Origin of the sequence: Nocardia sp. NBC_01009 (genome assembly GCF_045208035.1) — a bacterium.
Classification (GTDB): Bacteria; Actinomycetota; Actinomycetes; order Mycobacteriales; family Mycobacteriaceae; genus Nocardia.
On record NZ_CP108695.1, the window covers coordinates 8343431 to 8358089 of the forward strand.

The following is a 14659-nucleotide window of genomic DNA, read 5'->3' on the forward strand; positions in this document are numbered from 1 at the left end:
TAGGCGAGGTAGCCGCCTAGCGGGTGCCTACGACAGGTGCGCGGCTCGCGATGAGTCATGCACCGGATGTGTGTCATTCGGTTACAGGAGGGCGCCTCCGGTGGCATCGATCCATTGACCGGTGACCCAGCGCGAGTCGTCCGAGGCGAGGAACGCCACCACATCCGCGATATCTGCGGGCTGCCCGACGCGCTGGAGCGGAGAGTAGTCGGCCACCATCGCCTCGGCCTGGTCGTTGCGCAACCAGGCCGCATTCATATCGGTGTCGATGATCCCCGGCGCAACGGCGTTCACCGTGATGCCGCGGGCGCCGAGCTGCTTGGCCAGGTTGGCGGTGAAGACGTCGATCGCGCCCTTGCTCATCGTGTAAGCGATCAGCTGGGGCATTGCGAAGCCGTGGGTGAGCCCGGTGGAGGTATTGATGACGCGGCCGCCGTCGCGCAGGCGCTCGAGGCCGTGCTTCGTGACGAAGAACGGCGCCTTGGCGTTGACCGCGAACACGCGGTCGAAGGCGGCTTCGTCGGTGTCGCCGATGGGCGTGCGGACATCGCCGACACCCGCATTGTTGACAATGATGTCCACGCCGTCGGCGTGCGCGTCGAACGCCGCCCACAGTGCCGCGGCGTCGCCGGGCACACCGAGCTCGGCCCGGATCGCGAACGCGGAGCCGCCCGCCGCTTCGATCGCCGCGACGGTCTCCTTCGCCGCCTCTTCGTTCCCGTTGTAGTGCACGGCAACCCGCGCACCGTCCCGTCCCAGCCGTTCGGCGATGGCGCGGCCGATGCCTCGGCTGCCGCCGGTGACCAGTGCCGTCTTGCCTGTGAGTGCACCCATGAGGCGAGTCCTTTCTCTAGCGATCGCTACAGAACGGACGTTAGCACATTTTCTAGCGATCGCTATAGAATGATTTCCATGAGCGCACCCGCCCGGGGCCGACCCCGTTCCTTCGATCGCGATGCGGCACTGGAGCAGGCGTTGCGACTGTTCTGGGCGCGTGGATACGAAGCAACGTCGATCGGCGACCTGACCGCCGCGATGGGCATTGGAGCGCCGAGTCTGTATGCCGCCTTCGGCGACAAGGCCAAGCTGTTCAACGAGGTGGTGGCAACCTTCGGCGCGCGCTACGGCGGATTCGTCGCGCGCGCACTCGCCGAAGAACCGACGGCCGAGGCGACGGTGCGGCGCATCCTGCGCGAGGCGGCGACGGAGTACACCCGGCCCGACTGCCCGCACGGCTGCCTGGTGATGAGCGCCGGACTGAACACCACCAGCGCCGAGATCGCCGCACTGCTGCGCGGCATGCGCAACCGGAACATCGAGGTCTTCACCGCCCGCATCCAGGCGGATATCGATGCGGGAATCCTGCCCGCGGACACCGACGCGGCCATGCTCGCCCGCTACATCGGCACAGTCATGCAGGGCATGTCCCAGGCCGCGCGCGATGGCGCCGCGTCGGCCCAGCTCCAGCAAGTCGCCGAATGGGCCATGCACGGCTGGCCGGGCGCCGCTCCAGCGAACACCGGCAGGTCGGCATCGACCGCACGGTGATGGCCGAGCCCAGCGCCCGAACTCCGGCGTTCACCAGCACGACGCCACGGCCACAGGAACTATGAACACGACCCGAACGACTACCCGACGACGCGGCCGGCGCGGCCGATCGATCAACACTTGCGGTAAATACCCATGGGGGGTATGTTCATTCGTGTCGGGGATACCCCGGGTCCGTATGATCAACCACGAGCGAAGGAGTCGGACATGGCCACCACCACTTACACCGTTACGGGGATGACCTGCGGGCACTGTGTCAGCTCGGTCCGCGAGGAGATCGGCAAGATCGACGGCGTGACCGGTGTCGATGTGGACCTCGCCACCGGCGCGGTCAAGGTCGACAGCACCACCCCGGTCGCCGATGCCGATATCGTCGCCGCCGTGGACGAGGCAGGCTACGAGGTCGCCGTCTGATGCAGGACCGGCTGAAGTTCGCCGCGGTCGGCGGCGGGCTCGTCGCGCTGTTGGCCGTCGCGCTCGGCATCGGCGCCCTGGTGGGCGGTCCGGCCGAGCAGGCGCCGGACCACAGCGCGATGCCGCACACCGGCCACGATGCGGCCATCGGGCTGTCGGATGCACAATCCGGCTATGCCATGTCCGATGTGACCGCTCCGGCGGAGCCGAACCAGGCCGGTTCACTGCAGTTCCGGATCACCGGGCCCGACGGGGCTCCGGTGACCCGATTCACCACCCAACACGACAAGAAGCTGCATCTGATCGTCGTCCGATCCGACACCACTGGGTATCGGCACCTGCATCCGACCATGGACGACGCGGGCACCTGGTCGATCGAGTGGAGTTGGGCGGCCCCGGGCACGTATCGCGTATTCGCCGACTTCGTCCCGGAAACCAGCGGCGCCGGGCCGGGCGATCTGGTGCTCAGCCGGACCGTCACCGTCTCGGGAGCGGCCGTGCCGCAACCACTTCCCCCACCGACACGGAGCGCAACGGTGGACGGATATCAGGTGACGTTGGCAGGCGATCTCGGTACCGCGGGCAGCGAATTGCGCTTCACCGTCGCGCGTGACGGCCTTCCGGTGTCCGATCTGGAGCCGTATCTCGGCGCATATGCGCACCTGGTCGCCTTACGCGCCGGCGACCTCGCCTACCTGCATGTGCACCCCCAGGGCGAGGTCGGCCGCACCCCTGCAGGTCCCGAGGTGTCCTTCCATGCGCAGGCCCCGAGTGCGGGCGCGTATCGGCTGTATCTAGACTTCTCACACGGCGGATCCGTCCACACTGCGGAGTTCACCGTCGAGGTCGAATCATCCACAGCGCCATCCACATCCGGTAGTCACTCGCATCCGGGTGGCGATCGCTGATGGCCACGCCCGCCGACCAGCGCTCGATCGAGCTGGAGATCGGCGGGATGACCTGCGCGTCCTGTGCGGCGCGGATCGAGAAACGGCTCGGAAAAATCGAGGGCGTCACGGCCACCGTCAATTTCGCGACGGAAAAGGCAAAAGTTAGCTATCCACAATCCGTTTCGCCGGAACAGCTGGTCGAGCAGGTGCACGGCGCGGGATATACCGCGCACGTTCCCGCGCCGCCCACAGCAGAAACCGACCGGTCCGATGAAAGATCCACCGCACTCGATCGACTTCGACAACGACTGCTGATCAGCACCGGGCTTGCGCTGCCGGTGGTCGCGATGGCGATGATCCCCGCGCTGCAATTCGATAACTGGCAATGGCTTTCGCTCGCGCTCGCAGGGCCCGTGGTGTTCTGGGGCGGCGCCGATTTCCATCGAGCCGCCCTGAGCAATGCCAGGCACGGCGCCGCGACCATGGACACCCTGATCTCGGTCGGCACCCTCGCCGCCTTCGGCTGGTCGGTGTACGCGCTGTTCTTCGGTCACGCCGGAATGCCCGGCATGAAGCACTCGTTCAGCCTGGGCATCGAGCGGGCCGATGCGGCGTCCAACGTGTACTTCGAGGTTGCCGCCGGGGTGATCGTCTTCATCCTGGCCGGGCGATATCTGGAAACCCGAGCCAAGGATCGGGCAGGCTCCGCGCTGCGCGCGCTGCTCGAGCTCGGAGCAAAGGACGTTTCCGTGCTGCGCGGCGGCGTCCAAATCCGGGTTCCGGTTGCGGAATTGCGTGTGGATGAGCTGTTCCTCGTCCGCCCCGGCGAGAAGGTCGCCACGGACGGTGTAGTGGTCGAAGGCAATTCGGCCCTCGACCTGAGCCTCCTGACCGGCGAATCACTGCCCGTCGACGTCGGTCAGGGCGATGTCGTGATCGGCGCGACGGTGAACGCGGGCGGGCTACTGACCGTGCGCGCCACCCGAATCGGTGCCGATACCCAACTGGCACAGATGGTCGCACTGGTCGAAGAGGCACAGAACAGCAAGGCGCCGGTGCAACGACTTGCCGATCGAGTCGCGAGCATTTTCGTCCCGATCGTCTTCGTCATTTCGGCGCTCACGCTGGCAGTGTGGCTGGTCACCGGGGCATCGACAGCAGTGGCGTGCGGCGCGGCCGTGGCGGTACTGATCATCGCCTGCCCCTGCGCGCTCGGCCTGGCCACGCCCACCGCACTCCTCGTCGGCACCGGGCGCGGCGCTCAACTCGGCATCCTGATCAAGGGCCCGCAGGTACTGGAATCGACCCGACGGATCGACACGGTCGTGCTCGACAAGACCGGCACGGTGACCACCGGACGAATGACGTTGGCGGACATCGTCACCACGAACGGCACCGATGCTGGGGGCATGATCACCTCCGGAGACGAGATCCCGCCCGCGGGCGACCCGCTCGCCGGCCGTGGCGTGTCCGCAGACGAGTTGCTGACCATCGCCGCGGCAGTGGAGTACGGGTCCGAGCATCCGGTGGCGCAGGCAGTCGTCGCCGCCGCGGCCGAACGCAGACTGGCGGTACCGCCCGTGCAGCAGTTCAGCAACCATGGCGGCAAGGGTGTGCAGGGCGTCGTCGACGGTCGTGCGGTGATTGTCGGCCGCAGCGCCCTGCTGGAAGAGTGGTCGATCGCACTGCCCACACCACTGGCGGCGGCCAAAGCCGCGGCCGAAAGCGCAGGCCATACCGCGATCGCTGTCGCATGGGACGGCGCGGCGCGTGGCGTGCTCGTGGTCGCCGATGCGATCAAACCGACCAGCGCCGAGGCTATTACCGAACTCCGCCGCCTCGGAATGGCCCCCGTGCTGCTGACCGGCGACAACTTCGCCGCCGCACGTACCGTCGCCGACCGGGTCGGCATCGACGAGGTGATCGCCGAAGTACTGCCAATCGAGAAGTTGGAAACAATACGGCGACTACAGAATTCGGGCAGAGTTGTAGCAATGGTCGGCGACGGAGTCAACGATGCCGCCGCGCTCACCGCAGCCGACCTCGGCTTGGCCATGGGCACCGGCACCGACCTCGCCATCGAAGCAGGCGATATCACCCTCGTCCGAGGTGACCTCCGCACCGTCGGTGCGGCCATCCGCCTCTCCCGCGCCACCCTGCGCACCATCAAGGGAAACCTGTTCTGGGCCTTCGGATACAACGTTGCCGCAATCCCCCTCGCCGCGGCCGGGCTCCTCAACCCCATGCTCGCAGGCGCCGCCATGGCCCTGTCCAGCGTCTTCGTCGTCAGCAACAGCCTGCGCCTGCGCTCCTTCCGCTGACCCCATCGACCAACGCCCGCAACTGGCTTCACATTCCACGCCGCTCTCATTGAACGCCGAGCAACGCCACGATTCATCGAGGTGAGTCGAATGGTGGCTATCCGTACTGTGCGCAACCGCCATTCGACTCCGCGCAGCTGTCGGTGTCGGTGTCGGTGTCGGCGGGATCGGAGCCTACGCCTGATTCGCGAGGCGGACGAAGGCCGCGGTGTCCAGAGTTTCGCCGCGCGCAGTGGGGTCGATACCCGCGGCGACGAGGCGGCGTTCGGCCTCGGCGGGTGATCCCGCCCAGCCGGCAAGTGCCGCGCGAAGTGTCTTGCGGCGCTGGGCGAACGCCGCGTCGATCACGGTGAACACGCGACGGCGGTGTGCTTCGTCCATCGGCCACGGCGCTTCGCGGTAGCGCTCGACCCGCACCAGACCCGAATCGACGCGCGGCACCGGCCAGAAGACCTGGGTGCCGACCGCGCCCGCGCGGCGCACGGCGCCGAAGAAGCCTGCCTTGACGCTCGGCACCCCATAGGTGCGGTTGCCGGGTTCGGCGGCAAGCCGATCGGCCACCTCGGCCTGCACCATGACCAATGACGTGGTGATGCTCGGCAATTCGGCGAGCAAATGCAGCAGCACGGGCACAGCCACGTTGTACGGCAGATTCGCGACCAAGGCAGTCGGCACCGCGGGCAGGTCCTGCGCGGTAATCCGCAGCGCGTCGGCCGCGACGACCTGCAAGTGTCCGGCCAACTCCGGGGCCCGATCCGCGACGGTCACCGGCAGGTGCTCGGCGAGTACCGGATCGATCTCGACCGCAACCACCGATGCCACCACATCCAGCAACGCCAACGTCAGCGACCCGAGACCGGGCCCGACCTCGAGCACCGTGTCCCCGCGCCCGACGCCCGCCGCCGCGACGATGCGCCGCACCGTGTTCGCGTCGTGCACGAAGTTCTGCCCGAGCTGCTTGGTCGGCCGCACACCGAGCCGCTCGGCCAGCGCCCGCACCTCGGCGGGCCCGAGCAGGGCAGCGCTCCCACGAGCGGAAATATCGGGTTCGGACACTGGAAGAACCTACCAACTCCGACGCCGAGCCGACCTCTTGCCTCGACGCAACCGGTCCAGCAACAACGCGCTACCCGCACATCAGCGCACCACCGACACAACAGCGCACCACCCGGAAATTGGAGCACTGCATCCGAGGCAGCACCGGGAAATGGAACACCACATCCGAGCAGCACCCGGAATATCGAACACCACACCCGACGCAGCACCCCGAAACATCGAACACCACACCCGAGGCAGCACCCGGCCACAGCGCCCAGCACAAGCATCAGCCTGCGATGCAGGGGTCCGCGGCGTCCGGAGAACCTGCCGAAGGCAGTCGGCCCGATCAGCAGTCCTCCACGGACCGGTGACATCAGGGCTGCGACGGCACCGCGAAGTTGCGCGCGAGGAATTCGTCGAGCGCCGTCGACATCTGCTGGTTGAGCTGAGTATGTTTTTCGGTACCGACCACGGCCTGGAAGTCGACGCGATTGGCTACGAACTGGGCGACGAGCGCGGCGTGCAGTGGGGAGGGGACGACGGTGTCGGTCGCATTGAGCAGCAACAGGATCGGCGCGTCGTAGCCGCTGGTCGGCACGGTCATGTAAGCGTCGAGAGCGGCGCGCATCCGCTCGTCCGACAGCGGACGGGCCAGCAGGTCGCCGATGCCGAGACCCCGCACGCGCTCGATGATTTTGCCGGAGCATTCGGTACCGATGTCATCGAGGACGGACCGGCCGAGTGGGGTCAGGTATCCGTTGACATCGATATCGGGACGCGCCGCGCGTAGCCCGGCCAGGATGCTCACATAGAAGCTCATCCAGTCTTCGGTTTTCGGAATCGCCGGGATGCCGGGACCGGTCAGCGGGAGCAACTTTTCGACGTCGGACTCGGGGTCGATCGCGATGGCGCCGCGGAAGTCGAGCTCAGGGGCGTAGCTCGCCTGCAGGTGTCCGGTGCCGAGCGCGGCCTGCCCGCCCTGGGAGGCGCCGATCACACCCCATGTCCGCGACAGTTCGGGCCGCGCCGCGCGCGCCGCGCGAACCAGGTCGATGGTGGCGGTCGCCTCGGTGCCGATTTCCAGGTATGGGTGCGGCCCGGTGTCGAACCGCCCGAGTCCGAGATAGTCGGGCGCCACCACGGCGAACCCCTTCTCGACCGTGTGCCGCATCATCTCGTCTTGTGTGGAGCGGCCGCGCCGGAACGGACTTCCGACGGGGTCGGCCTGACCGCCGCAGCCCGCACCGAGCCCTGAAGTGCCGTGGTCGAAGGCCATCACCGGCCAGCCTCCCGCGGGCGGCGCACCCGAGGGAACGAAGAGTGCTCCACTGGCCGGCCGCGGTGTGCCGTCGGAACCGGGCATCCAGTACTCGATCACCGACCCGCCGGACATTCCGTGCCAACCATCCGCCTGCGCGACCGCGGAAATCAACACGCCCGGTGTCGACGCGCCCACTGGCGCACTTGTCACCCCTAGCGCGACTCCAGCAGCGACCACCGCGGCAATCGCGGCAATCGCGGTCCGCCCGAACGTCCGCGGCGATCGCATCGAACAACTCATCTCGCCAACCCCAACCACCCCAAATTTGGACGAGCGTACAGTTCGGCGCCCCACCGCCAAAGTCTCTGCGGCGAATACTGAGCAATCCCATAAAGATACAGAGATCCTGTAGAAATCCGCGCACGCAACGCTTACTCGGCGAGCCCTTTCCGGCGACCGGACAACTGATTTCGCAAGCACAGAGGCAATTCACCGGGGCGCCCCGGAAAACTCGACCCGGCACCCAACGCGGGAGCAGACCGCAACCTCGCAGCACCCGACTCGCGTGACCCGAATACGCGAAACGCCTGATCAGCCCGCGATGCCGAGGCGGCTGGTGCATGCGGGCCAAGCACCCCAACCCTGACGAGCACGGGTGACTTCAGCAATAGCGATCTGCTCTTCCCGGGTCGCCATATCGGCCCGCGGCGCATACCTCAAGCCGCCCTGCCGTTCCCAGGTGCCTTGATCGAACTGAATGCCACCGAAATAACCGTTGCCGGTATTGATCGCCCAGTTACCGGTCGATTCACAACGGGCAAGTGCGTCCCAGATCGCACCATCGCGTACCGGTGGCACCTCGGTGCCCGGTTTGGCGCCCTTGCGAACGGTCTTGGGCTGCGCGGTCACCGTGATATTCGAGGCGATCGGCTGCCTGCTCTCTTCCTTACCGTTCACCATGGTGACCTCGAAGGTGACATCCTGCACCCCTGGCGCACCCGGCGTCTCCACCACGGTGCGGCTCATGTTCATCGTCGGGTCTTCGATCACGTTCTCCGGCGGATCCAACGGCAGTGTCTCCGTGCGGTTTTCGATCCGCTTGCGAGTCACCACGATGTGCAGGCCATCGGTCAGCGCCGTGTTCGCCGCAGGTTCGACGGAGTCTTGCTGGATCAGCGGAATGCCTGCCGCAGTGAGGAATTCACCGACCGTCGGCGCGGCGAGCCGAACATCGACCGGCTGCCCGAAGCCGTCGAGCAGCGACACCGAGCGCGGGCTGAACACATTCACCGCCGCACCCTCCAGCGGCAGTTTTTCCTTGCGCGCCGGGGAAACGAAGATGTCGGCGGGCAGGCGCAGCTGCTCGAGGACATCGCCCGCCGTCAATCCGGTGGACCACACCTTTTGTGGTTTGCCGTCCACCGACAGCGTGATTTCCCGCGCCCGGTTCAACATGATCGTCGCGCCGTCGGTAATGGTCTCGGCCCGCGACGGCCGGACGAGGTCCCGATCGTCCACATCGAATCCGGCAGCCTTCAGCACGCCGCCGACATTGCGCGACATGGTGTCCTGCGTCGACATTTCACCGTCGACGACCACCGTCACCGTCTTGCGGTTCACGATCGCCATCGCGGCGCCGACGATCAGCGTCACGAGCAGCGCCGCCACCGCCGCGTACAGCATCGGCGAGCGCGACTGGTTGATCCTCGTGAATGGGGACATGGTCACAGTACGATAACGAAGGGGTCAGAGGTCGACAACCGGGGAATGCCTAGCGGGTGCTTCAGTGATCACGAATTGATATCACCACCGCAGGTAGATCACAAAACGCACCAATGATAGTGACCTAGGACACAACGAAGAGGTCAGGGGTCTTAACGCGACCGTGGCTCAGATGCCGTAGATACGACGCGCGTTAGCGGTGGTGATCTTGGCGAACTCCCCCGCATCCTGCTCACGCAGCTCCGCGAGCGCCCGCACCGTGTACGGCAGGCAATACGGTTCGTTCGGCGCACCACGGAACGGATGCGGAGTCAGATATGGCGCGTCGGTCTCCACCAGAATCTGATCATCGGGCACCACCTTGGCGGCTTCCCGCAATTCGTGCGCGTTCTTGAAGCTCACGGTGCCGGAAAAGCTGAGGATGTAGCCCTCGGCGACGCAGGCCAGCGCCATATTGGTGTCGGAGGAGAAGCAATGGAAGATCACCGTCTCCGGCGCGCCCTCGTCGAGCAATACCGTCAGCAGGTCGTGGTCGGCCTCGCGGTTGTGGATCATCAACGGCTTACCCAGGCGCTTCGCCAGATCGATATGCCAGCGGAAGCCTTCGATCTGCGTCTCGATATCGGCGCACCCGTCGAGCTTGCCCGGCCAGTAGTAATCGAGTCCGGTCTCGCCGATCGCGACAACCCGCCGATCGGCGGCCAGCCGCTCCAACTCGACCTTCGCCGCATCATCGAGCGCATTCGCCCGCGTCGGATGCAATGCGACGGCGGCATACACACGTACATCCCGATTCGCAGCCTGCACGGCCCACTGCGCGGCGGCAAGATCGTCGGCGACCGTGACCACCTGTCCGACACCGACCGACGCCGCGCGATCCACGATGACGGCCGTCGATTCGGCATCGGTCGCGCCGCAGGCATCGAGGTGGGTGTGCGCATCCACCAGGGGGGCAAGGGGTTCCGGCAGCGCGGGCGCCGGGCGCTTGTCGCTCATCGGCGCGTCCCGACAGACCGGAGCACGGTGCCACGAGAAACGGCGCCGGCGGACAAGAGCGCAGCCGCATCGCGTCCGGGGATATTCGCGTGAGGGTTGGAAACCACGCGCATTACAGTAGACATCACCATGAGCGCAGCCCAACGCCCCGCCTTCTATGTCACAACGGCCATCGCGTACCCGAACGGTGCGCCGCATATCGGGCACGCCTACGAGTACATCTCGGCGGACGCCATTGCCCGCTTCAAGCGGCTCGACGGGTACGACGTGTTCTTCATGACCGGCACCGACGAGCACGGTCAGAAGGTGCAGCAGACCGCGATCGCCGAGGGCATCCCGGTGGAGGAGCTCGCGTCGCGCAACTCCGACGTGTTCGAAGCGCTGGACAAGACGCTCGACATCTCCTTGGACCGGTTCATCCGCACCACCGATGCGGATCATCAGGTCGCCAGCATCGCGCTGTGGGAGCGGATGCTCGCCAACGGCGACATCTATCTCGGCACCTACTCCGGCTGGTACTCGGTGCGCGACGAAGCGTTCTACACCGACGAAGAGACCACGCTGCTGGAGGACGGCACACGGATCTCCACCGAGTCGAAGACGCCGGTCGAGTGGACCGAGGAATCGAACTACTTCTTCCGGCTGTCGAACTACCAGGACAAGCTGCTCGCGCTCTACGAGGAGCATCCCGAATTCATCGCGCCCGCGACCCGGCGCAACGAGATCGTCAGCTACGTGAAGGCCGGCCTGAAGGATCTGTCCATCTCCCGGACCACCTTCGACTGGGGCGTTCCGGTGCCGGGGCATCCCGACCACGTGATGTACGTGTGGGTGGACGCGCTGACCAACTACATCACCGGCGTCGGCTTCCCGGACACGGAATCCGCCGCGTTCCAGCAGTTCTGGCCCGCCGACGTGCACATCATCGGCAAGGACATCTCCCGCTTCCACACGGTGTACTGGCCCGCGTTCCTGATGTCGGCAGGCGTCGCACTGCCGAAACGCGTTTTCGTGCACGGGTTCCTGTACAACAAAGGCGAGAAGATGTCCAAGTCGGTCGGTAATGTCGTCGACCCGCTCGCCCTGGTCGACGCCTTCGGGCTCGACGCCGTGCGTTTCTTCCTACTGCGTGAAATCTCTTACGGCCAGGACGGCAGCTACAGCCACGAGGCGATCGTCGGCCGGATGAACAGCGACCTCGCCAATGAATTCGGCAACCTGGTGCAGCGCAGCCTGAAGATGGTGGCGAGGGACTGCAACAGCGCGGTGCCGACCCCGGGTGAGTTCACCGACGAGGACCGCGCCCTGCTCGATAGGGCCAATGGCCTGCTGGACCGCTGCCGCATCGAATTCGATGCCCAGCAAATGCATTTGGCGCTGGAAGCGATCTGGCTGACCCTCGGCGAGGCCAATAAGTACTTCTCCGCTCAGGCGCCGTGGACGCTGGCCAAATCCGGCACCGAGGAGGACCTCGCCCGCGAGGCCACGGTGCTGTACGTGACGCTCGAGGTGCTGCGCATTGTCGCCATCCTGGTGCAGCCGGTGATGCCCGGTTCGGCGGGCAAGATCCTCGACCTGCTCGCACAGCAGAACCGCACCTTCGCCGACATCGCGACGCCGATCGAGGCCGGTGTCCCGCTGCCCGCGCCGGAGGCGGTCTACCCGCGCTATGTGGAGCCGAAAACCGAGGCGTAGCAACAAGTATGTGCCGGAGCCCCCGACCTTCGAGAGAGAAGGTCGGGGGCTCTTGCGTATTCGAGGTCAGCTGATCAGCGCTGCCGAACAACCGGTCGCGCTGGTGGCCGGGGCGGGTCGAGTACGCCATGACCGAAGGCGGCGACATCCTCGATGCCATCGCCGACCCGGACGAGGCCGACGGCCTACTTCCAGCGGTCGAGTAGCCGGTTCGCCTCGGCGGCGAGCGCGAACTGCAGGTAGGGCCCGAAGCTTATTCGGGCGACACCCTGGTCGGCGAGCACCGCCTTGTCGGACTCGCCGGGCACCGCAACCATGCTGACCGGGAGCGGCAGTTCGCTCGTCAGGCGGCGCACGTCCGCGTCGGAGTGGCGGCCAACGGGGAACAGCACGTCGGCGCCCGCCGCGGCGGCCAGCTGCAGCCGTGCGATGGCGCGGTCGAGGCGATCGGATTCGTCGCCGTCCTCGCGCAGGAACATGTCGGTGCGGGCGTTGACGACCACATGCACACCTGCCGCGTCGGCGTACTGACGTAGACCGTGCACGAAGGCCGCGTGCTCCTCGGCGCCGCGTAGCCGACCGCCCTCGCTGTGCACGGTGTCCTCGATATTGAGGCCGATCGCGCCCGCCTCCAACAGCCCCTCGATGAGCTGGGCGGGCTCGAGCCCGTAGCCGGATTCGATATCGACCGACACCGGAACCTCGATGACCTCGGTGATCTGACGGACCCGGGTCAGCAGCTCCGCGAAGCTCATCCCCTCATTGTCGCTGCGGCCGACCGAGTCCGCGACCGGGTGGCTGCCGAGGGTCAGTGCCGAGAAACCCGCGGCCACCGCGAGGTTTGCCGACCACGCGTCCCACACCGTCGGAAAGACGGCGGGATCGCCGGGGCGATGCAGTTCGAGAAATGCCTTGGCCTTGCCTTCCAGTGAGGTCATGGGATCGATTGTGTCAGCCCGCAGCGAAAACCTCCTCGAGTGTCACCCGAGGGAACGCGGCGAGCCGCCTCGGATGGCAGAGTCTGTTACGGGAAAAGTACGGCTACGCAAGATGATTGGAGCAAGATGAAGGTCGGCATCGTCGGTGCGGGACACATCGGCGGCGGGATCGCCCGCCAACTGGCCGGAGCCGGGCATGAGCTCATGCTCGCCTTCAGCCGCGACCAGGAGACGCTGAGGGCTCTCGCCACCTCGATCGGGCCGACCGTCACGGTCGGCACGCCCGCGGAAGCCGTCGCATTCGGCGAGGTGGTGGTGATCTCGGTGCCGTGGCCGGTGCTGCCCGAAGCCTTGCCACAGCTGGGTTCGCTGGCAGGCAAGATCGTCATCGACACCACCAACCAGTTCGGCGCGCCACAGCCACCGGAAGGGCGCACCGCCGCCCAATTCAACGCCGAGCGGATGGCGGGCGCGCGCTACACCAAGTCGTTCAACACCCTCACCGCCGCATTCCAGGCTCAGACGGCGACCAGGACCGGCGACGACCGTATCGTGCAATGGCTTTGCGGCGACGACGCCGAGGCCAAGAGCATCGTCGCCGGGTTGATCACCGACGCGGGCTTCGTCCCGATCGACCTCGGCGGCACCGCTGACGCGGCCGTGATGGAAGCCCCGCGCCGCGCCGGCGCGGTCTACGGGGAGGAATACCGCGCAGCCGACGCAACGGCCGTCGTAGACGCAGTCGCCGAGGGCAAACCCATCCCCGCCACCCCCAGCTACCAGTAACCCCGCCCTCCCCCACGGCAACGATTCAGTGAAATGGCGGTTTCGGGCTCGGCTCGGGCCGCCATTTCACTGCGCCCGATGTCGCACCCGACTCGGCCGCACTACTCTGCGTCGTCGCGGCGGGCAGCGAGGACAGCGTCGTAGAGCTCGTTGCGGGAGGTGCCGTTTGCGGTGGCTACCCGGGCACAGGCGTCCTTGAGGCGGAGTCCTTCGGCGGTGAGGGCTTCGACCTCCTCGACCAGATCCGCGGGATCGGCGGACTTGGGTTGCGCACCGGCGACGACCACGGTGATCTCACCGCGCGCGCCGTCGACGGCCCAGGCCGCAACCTCGGCGAGCGTGCCGCGCACCACCTCTTCATAGGTCTTGGTCAATTCGCGGCAGACCGCGACTCGACGGTCCGGTCCGAGCACCTCGACCGCATCGGCGAGGGAAACGGCCAGCCGGTGCGGCGCTTCGAAGTAGACGCAGGTTCGTGGTTCGGTGATCAAGGTGCGCAACCACTCTCGGCGCTGACCGGACTTTCGTGGCGCAAAACCGTCGAAGCAGAACCGCTCCACCGGCAAGCCGGACAATGCGAGCGCGGTCGTCACCGCGGACGGGCCGGGCAGGCAGGTCACCGGAAGGTCGCGCTCCACGCACGCCGCGACCAGGCGATAGCCGGGGTCACTGACCGACGGCATACCCGCGTCGGTCACCAGCAGCACCGTCAGCCCGTCCTCGATATCGCCGAGCAATGCCGGGATCTTCGCGGTCTCGACATGGTCGTCGAACCTGACCACCCGTCCGCTGATCTCCACCCCGAGCGCCTTCGCCAGCGCTCGCGTCCGCCGGGTGTCCTCGGCGGCGACGATATCGGCGGACCCGAGCGCGTCGCGCAGTCGCTGCGACGCATCACCGATGTCACCCATCGGCGTCGCACCGAGCACCAGCCTGCCCGTCGCGTTCGCGCCGGTTGCCGCCTCGTCCGTCACCGCACTCCTACCTCGGCCACCCATCGGCCTCGTCCAGACAATTGCCCCGGTAGCAGCGTATCGACCGGGCGCCGTC

The 14659-nt window shown here is 66.8% G+C and carries 13 protein-coding genes; 6 read left to right on the forward strand and 7 right to left on the reverse strand.

The features are described from left to right. Window positions 1-81: 81 nt before the first annotated feature. The gene (locus tag OHA42_RS37740) at window positions 82-834 is read right to left on the reverse strand and encodes an SDR family oxidoreductase (RefSeq protein WP_406233122.1); all 753 of its coding nucleotides are present in this window, start codon (window positions 832-834) and stop codon (window positions 82-84) included. Between the two features lie 78 nt (window positions 835-912). Here OHA42_RS37740 and OHA42_RS37745 point away from each other — a divergent pair, with 78 nt between their 5' ends. The 4 genes from OHA42_RS37745 to OHA42_RS37760 all read left to right on the forward strand — a co-directional run bounded on the left by OHA42_RS37745 (window position 913) and on the right by OHA42_RS37760 (window position 5173). Further along, complete coding sequence (locus OHA42_RS37745) at window positions 913-1548, forward strand: TetR/AcrR family transcriptional regulator (protein WP_406233124.1); 636 nt, start codon at window positions 913-915, stop codon at window positions 1546-1548. A gap of 207 nt (window positions 1549-1755) precedes the next feature. Then, window positions 1756-1962 (forward strand): copper ion binding protein, encoded by a 207-nt coding sequence (locus tag OHA42_RS37750; protein ID WP_328406136.1) that lies wholly within the window; start codon window positions 1756-1758, stop codon window positions 1960-1962. Further along, window positions 1962-2870, forward strand: a complete 909-nt coding sequence (locus OHA42_RS37755; protein WP_406233126.1) for a hypothetical protein — start codon at window positions 1962-1964, stop codon at window positions 2868-2870. Before OHA42_RS37750 ends, OHA42_RS37755 begins: the two co-directional genes overlap by 1 nt. Beyond that, complete coding sequence (locus OHA42_RS37760) at window positions 2870-5173, forward strand: heavy metal translocating P-type ATPase (RefSeq protein ID WP_406233128.1); 2304 nt, start codon at window positions 2870-2872, stop codon at window positions 5171-5173. Before OHA42_RS37755 ends, OHA42_RS37760 begins: the two co-directional genes overlap by 1 nt. A 174-nt stretch (window positions 5174-5347) precedes the next feature. Here OHA42_RS37760 and rsmA read toward each other — a convergent pair whose 3' ends face one another. From rsmA to OHA42_RS37780, 4 genes are all read right to left on the reverse strand, one after another. After that, on the reverse strand, window positions 5348-6229 hold the full coding sequence (gene rsmA, locus OHA42_RS37765; protein WP_406233130.1) for a 16S rRNA (adenine(1518)-N(6)/adenine(1519)-N(6))-dimethyltransferase RsmA: 882 nt from the start codon (window positions 6227-6229) through the stop codon (window positions 5348-5350). A 355-nt stretch (window positions 6230-6584) separates the two neighbouring features. Then, the gene (locus tag OHA42_RS37770) at window positions 6585-7760 is read right to left on the reverse strand and encodes a lipase family protein (RefSeq protein ID WP_406233132.1); all 1176 of its coding nucleotides are present in this window, start codon (window positions 7758-7760) and stop codon (window positions 6585-6587) included. A gap of 303 nt (window positions 7761-8063) precedes the next feature. Beyond that, window positions 8064-9194 (reverse strand): transglycosylase family protein, encoded by a 1131-nt coding sequence (locus tag OHA42_RS37775; protein ID WP_406233134.1) that lies wholly within the window; start codon window positions 9192-9194, stop codon window positions 8064-8066. 168 nt (window positions 9195-9362) lie between these two features. Next, entirely contained in the window at window positions 9363-10190 is an 828-nt protein-coding gene (locus OHA42_RS37780; RefSeq protein ID WP_406233136.1) for a TatD family hydrolase, read from the reverse strand. 129 nt (window positions 10191-10319) lie between these two features. Between OHA42_RS37780 and metG the strand changes: the two genes are divergently transcribed. Continuing rightward, window positions 10320-11885 (forward strand): methionine--tRNA ligase, encoded by a 1566-nt coding sequence (metG, locus tag OHA42_RS37785; protein WP_406233138.1) that lies wholly within the window; start codon window positions 10320-10322, stop codon window positions 11883-11885. Between the two features lie 185 nt (window positions 11886-12070). On the opposite strand, the gene OHA42_RS37790 is transcribed toward metG, so the two are convergent. Then, complete coding sequence (locus tag OHA42_RS37790) at window positions 12071-12823, reverse strand: isocitrate lyase/phosphoenolpyruvate mutase family protein (protein ID WP_406233140.1); 753 nt, start codon at window positions 12821-12823, stop codon at window positions 12071-12073. A 126-nt stretch (window positions 12824-12949) separates the two neighbouring features. Between OHA42_RS37790 and OHA42_RS37795 the strand changes: the two genes are divergently transcribed. After that, window positions 12950-13609, forward strand: a complete 660-nt coding sequence (locus OHA42_RS37795; protein WP_406233142.1) for an NADPH-dependent F420 reductase — start codon at window positions 12950-12952, stop codon at window positions 13607-13609. A 101-nt stretch (window positions 13610-13710) separates the two neighbouring features. Here the strand turns inward: OHA42_RS37795 and rsmI are convergent, their stop codons facing one another. Continuing rightward, entirely contained in the window at window positions 13711-14520 is an 810-nt protein-coding gene (rsmI, locus tag OHA42_RS37800) for a 16S rRNA (cytidine(1402)-2'-O)-methyltransferase (RefSeq protein ID WP_406239876.1), read from the reverse strand. Window positions 14521-14659: the final 139 nt, after the last annotated feature.

Bases quoted from the DNA above. Each gene is read 5' to 3' on its own strand.
- OHA42_RS37790 (WP_406233140.1), bottom strand. From the start codon at position 12,823: ATGACCTCACTGGAAGGCAAGGCCAAGGCATTTCTCGAACTGCATCGC.
- OHA42_RS37760 (WP_406233128.1), top strand. From the start codon at position 2,870: ATGGCCACGCCCGCCGACCAGCGCTCGATCGAGCTGGAGATCGGCGGG.
- OHA42_RS37740 (WP_406233122.1), bottom strand. From the start codon at position 834: ATGGGTGCACTCACAGGCAAGACGGCACTGGTCACCGGCGGCAGCCGA.
- OHA42_RS37750 (WP_328406136.1), top strand. From the start codon at position 1,756: ATGGCCACCACCACTTACACCGTTACGGGGATGACCTGCGGGCACTGT.
- OHA42_RS37795 (WP_406233142.1), top strand. From the start codon at position 12,950: ATGAAGGTCGGCATCGTCGGTGCGGGACACATCGGCGGCGGGATCGCC.
- OHA42_RS37745 (WP_406233124.1), top strand. From the start codon at position 913: ATGAGCGCACCCGCCCGGGGCCGACCCCGTTCCTTCGATCGCGATGCG.
- OHA42_RS37775 (WP_406233134.1), bottom strand. From the start codon at position 9,194: ATGTCCCCATTCACGAGGATCAACCAGTCGCGCTCGCCGATGCTGTAC.
- OHA42_RS37755 (WP_406233126.1), top strand. From the start codon at position 1,962: ATGCAGGACCGGCTGAAGTTCGCCGCGGTCGGCGGCGGGCTCGTCGCG.
- OHA42_RS37780 (WP_406233136.1), bottom strand. From the start codon at position 10,190: ATGAGCGACAAGCGCCCGGCGCCCGCGCTGCCGGAACCCCTTGCCCCC.
- metG (WP_406233138.1), top strand. From the start codon at position 10,320: ATGAGCGCAGCCCAACGCCCCGCCTTCTATGTCACAACGGCCATCGCG.
- rsmI (WP_406239876.1), bottom strand. From the start codon at position 14,520: ATGGGTGACATCGGTGATGCGTCGCAGCGACTGCGCGACGCGCTCGGG.
- OHA42_RS37770 (WP_406233132.1), bottom strand. From the start codon at position 7,760: ATGCGATCGCCGCGGACGTTCGGGCGGACCGCGATTGCCGCGATTGCC.